3 protein-coding genes are annotated in these 3,752 nt (G+C 62.5%); 1 reads left to right on the top strand and 2 read right to left on the bottom strand.

Features of this window, described 5'->3' with window-relative positions:
- Positions 1-175: 175 nt before the first annotated feature.
- Positions 176-2,170, bottom strand: a complete 1,995-nt coding sequence (locus tag ACIQ3B_RS18265; protein WP_397405126.1) for a transglycosylase domain-containing protein — start codon at positions 2,168-2,170, stop codon at positions 176-178.
- Between the two features lie 342 nt (positions 2,171-2,512).
- Here ACIQ3B_RS18265 and ACIQ3B_RS18260 point away from each other — a divergent pair, with 342 nt between their 5' ends.
- Positions 2,513-2,851, top strand: a complete 339-nt coding sequence (locus ACIQ3B_RS18260; protein ID WP_397405124.1) for a CC_3452 family protein — start codon at positions 2,513-2,515, stop codon at positions 2,849-2,851.
- A gap of 143 nt (positions 2,852-2,994) precedes the next feature.
- Here ACIQ3B_RS18260 and ACIQ3B_RS18255 read toward each other — a convergent pair whose 3' ends face one another.
- Positions 2,995-3,438, bottom strand: a complete 444-nt coding sequence (locus tag ACIQ3B_RS18255; RefSeq protein WP_397405122.1) for a hypothetical protein — start codon at positions 3,436-3,438, stop codon at positions 2,995-2,997.
- Positions 3,439-3,752: the final 314 nt, after the last annotated feature.

Genomic DNA, 3,752 nt, shown 5'->3' with positions numbered 1-3,752 from the left:
ATCCCGAAGATCACATGACAGAGGATGACCCATGCATGCCGGCCTCCTTCACCAGCATGCAGCTTGAATCACTCCATCACTGATTTGGGAATCCCTCCCGATTCACAGCGTAGGGAAACCGCTCTAGGCTGCACGCCTTCGGGGGGTAGACTACATCCCCGTCAGGCACTGAACCTCAGAATACCGGGTCGCTGCGGGTCCTTTCGCGCGGTCTGGACGTCGGCGGCGGGGGCGGGGGCGGTTGGGGCTCATCGAACTCGGAGGACGGCGTCTCGATCAGCGCCCCGGGGTCCTCACCAGCCAGAAGCTGATCGATAGGACTCTCCGCCTCCGGCGGCGGCAGATCGCCGCCCGGAATGGGCTGGACTTTCAGGCGAGGCAAGGCAGCCGTCATGTAGTCGCGCCAGATGCCGGAGGGCGCGCCGCCGCCAGTGACCCGTCTCATGGGTTTGTTGTCGTCCTTGCCTACCCAGACTGCGGTGACAAAACCGCCCGTGTAGCCCACAAACCAGGCGTCCTTGTAGTCACTGGTGGTGCCGGTCTTGCCGGCCAGATCGTAGCCCGGGACGTTGGCCCGCGTGCCGGTGCCGCCCGTAACCACGCCGCGCATCATGGAGACCATGTAGGACAAAGCTGGCTGGCTGATCACGCTCAGGCGAGGGCCGCGATCGACACCGCGATCATAGAGAACCCGGCCCGTCGCCGTGCGGATGCGCTCGATCCCGTAACCCTTGGCGTAGACGCCGCCATTGGCGAAAGGTGCATAGGCCTGGGCCATCTCAAGCGGGCTGACTTCGACGGCGCCCAGCGCCATTGAAGGGTCCTGTTGAATGTCTGAGGTGATGCCGAGCCGGCGGGCGGTAGACGCCACGTTGGAAGCGCCCAGTTCCTCGGTCAGACGCGCCGCCACCGTATTGACCGACTGGGCAAGCGCGATCCGGATGGTGATGGGCCCCAGGAAAGCGCCGGTGTAGTTGCGCGGCTCCCAGTTTCCGATCTTCACCGGCTCGTCGACCACCGGCGTGTCCGGCGTACGACCGGCTTCCATCGCCGTCAGATATACGAAGGGCTTGAAGGCCGAACCTGCCTGACGGCGCGTCATTGTCGCACGGTCAAACTGGGTCTGGACATAGTTGGTCCCGCCCACATAGGCGCGGATGCGGCCTTCGCCATCGAGAGACACCAGCGCGCCCTGCTCCACGCCCTGGCCCACAGCTGCGGACACTCCACGCAGCACCGCCTGCTCCGCGCTGGCCTGCAGCGGAAGGTCAAGGGTGGTCTCCACCACCAGGTCCTCGGTGGGCTCACCCACCAGGGCTCGGACCTGATTGTCGACCCAGTCTGTGAAATATTGCGCCCGTTGATTGGCCAGTACCGGATTGACCCGGACCCGGACCCGGATCGCCTCGGCCCGTTCCGCCGGAGTGATGAAGCCGGACTGAACCATCTCATCCAGCACGATGGTGGCGCGGCGCGCGGCTCGGTCGGTGGAAGCCACCGGCGAGTATCGCGATGGCCCCTTCATCAGCCCGGCCAGCAGGGCGCTCTCGCCAAGGCTCAACCTCGCGGCAGGCTTGCCGAAATAGCGCTGCGACGCCGCCTCGATGCCGTAGGCTCCCGCGCCGAAGTAGACCCGGTTGAGATAGAGCTCGAGGATCTGTTTCTTCGAAAACTTCGCCTCCAGCCAGACGGCCAGAATCAGCTCCTGCGCCTTGCGGCGATAGTTCTGGTTGGGGGTCAGGAACAGGTTGCGCGCCAGTTGCTGGGTGATGGTGGAGCCGCCACGTAACGGCCCCCCTTCTCCCTTCCGGGTCATGTTGTAATACTGGCTGCGCGCGATGCCCCAGGGGTTGAATCCGAAGTGCCAGAAATACCAGCGGTCCTCGATGGCGATAAACGCCTTGGGCACGTAGTCCGGCAGGCTTTCCAGCTTTACCGTCGCCGCGGCCTGACTGCCTCTTACGGCCAGCAATCCGCCGGACCGGTCCAGGTACGAGATCGACGGCTGGCGCTGCGTATCATAGAGGCGGGACGTGTCGGGCAGATCAACCGCGAACACCGCGAAGAAGGCGACCACGAAAATCAGCCCCCACACGCCCAGCACCAGAAGCGCGTAGATCAGCTTTTGAAGCAGCGTTCGCCGCGGGCGCGGCGGCTTTCCAGTGGCCATGGATGCCTGGTTCCATCGATCATCGAGCCGCCCACCCGGCCCTGCCATATCCTGAACGCCACGGAACGCTCAACAGGGTTGACGAGACATGAACGCGCAGGAGCGCCCTTTCGACACCAGCCCTTGCAGATAGTGAGGCGAAAGCGCCGATCACCTCTGCAAAAGTGCATAGCGGAGTTGCGGAAAACGTTGTTGCCGTATCGATCTTAACACTGTTATCTTAGCGTTGTTCAGTTCGACGTGCGCCTAGGGTGGGGATACTCGAAGCGGCCAAAAACGCGGCGAACCGGGCCGGTACTCAAATCCTTGACGCCGATACTCCCCGAAACGCTGGAGGGCTCAATGAAGCTCCAACTGATTGCGGCCTGCGCCGCACTTGCCACCTTCGCCGCCGGAACCGCCTTCGCTGCTGACACTGTCACCGTGAAGCTCTCGGCCCCTGTCGCCGCAAAGACCAAGGTTATCGCAGGCGGCGCCGTGTTTAACTGCGAAGCCGACGCCTGCGTCGCCATTGCGAGGTCCCAAACCTATTCCGTCGCCACCTGCAAGCTGATCGCCGACAAGGTCGGCATGGTGACCTCCTTCACCGGCGTCAAGTCGTTCGACGACGACAAACTTTCCAACTGCAATGCCAAGGTCATGGCCAAGGCCAGCGGCGCGACCACCCTCGCCAAGCAGTAACCCGAGCTCCCAGCAGCTCTACCTTGAGCTTCTGTCGCACTGGCCCGCCGGGAAACCGGCGGGCTTTTTTTGCGTATCGGCAGCGTGGCCGCCGCAAGCGAGCCTTGCTGCAACAGAAAAGTCTGGCTGCAAGAGAAAAAACGCTAGGAACGCGTCACCTTGAGCCGGTGACTGGCCACGATATCACCCAGTTCCCGCAAGCCCCTGCCGGCGACCTTCACCTCGGCGTGCCCTTTGCGGATCGCTTGAAAAACTTCCGTTGCGCGAGGTTCCCCGAAGCCCAGTTCAGTCGGGTATCCAACGACCATCACATAGTCCCAGGCTGCGTTTTCGCCAGTGTCTTCCAGCAGCCAGTACGATGTGAAAATCCCTTCCTCCACGCCCTTGCGGTCCAAAGGAAACCAGTTTGCGCGAATGTATCTGCCAAGGTCAGCGCGTAGCCCCGGTTTCGCCTTGAGAAAGGTATGCTCATAAAGCTTTGTACCGGTGGCGACGCCGACGTCTGCAGGGGCGTCCGCCGCGAGGCTCGGTGCGGAGAGACACATCAATCCGAAAGCTAGGCTATAGCGCCGCGAGACCTGGATCATTGCAATTCTCCCCTCGACCGATCTCAATGAAGGTCGACGCCAGATGGCCATTTTAGGGCGCGTAGAGTGGTTGCAATCGAGAAGCGGGGCCGAAAGGCGGATCACCCCTTATCTGTTCATGACCGGCAAGCTTCCCTCCTAACCTCGCGGGCGCCGCCACCTGGAGTGACCCCCATCTGTGAGACAGTCTAGGCTCAGGACCCATTGAAATGATTCCCAAGGCGGGGTTGGTCTGATTCACTGGCGGCGCATGGAGGCGTCGTCATGAGTGATTTGATCTGGTTGTCGCAGGCGCAGATGCGCCGGATTGAGCC

The sequence above is a fragment of the Phenylobacterium sp. genome (assembly GCF_044358365.1).
Taxonomy (GTDB): domain Bacteria; phylum Pseudomonadota; class Alphaproteobacteria; order Caulobacterales; family Caulobacteraceae; genus Phenylobacterium.
This window is presented reverse-complemented; position numbering and strand designations above follow the sequence as displayed.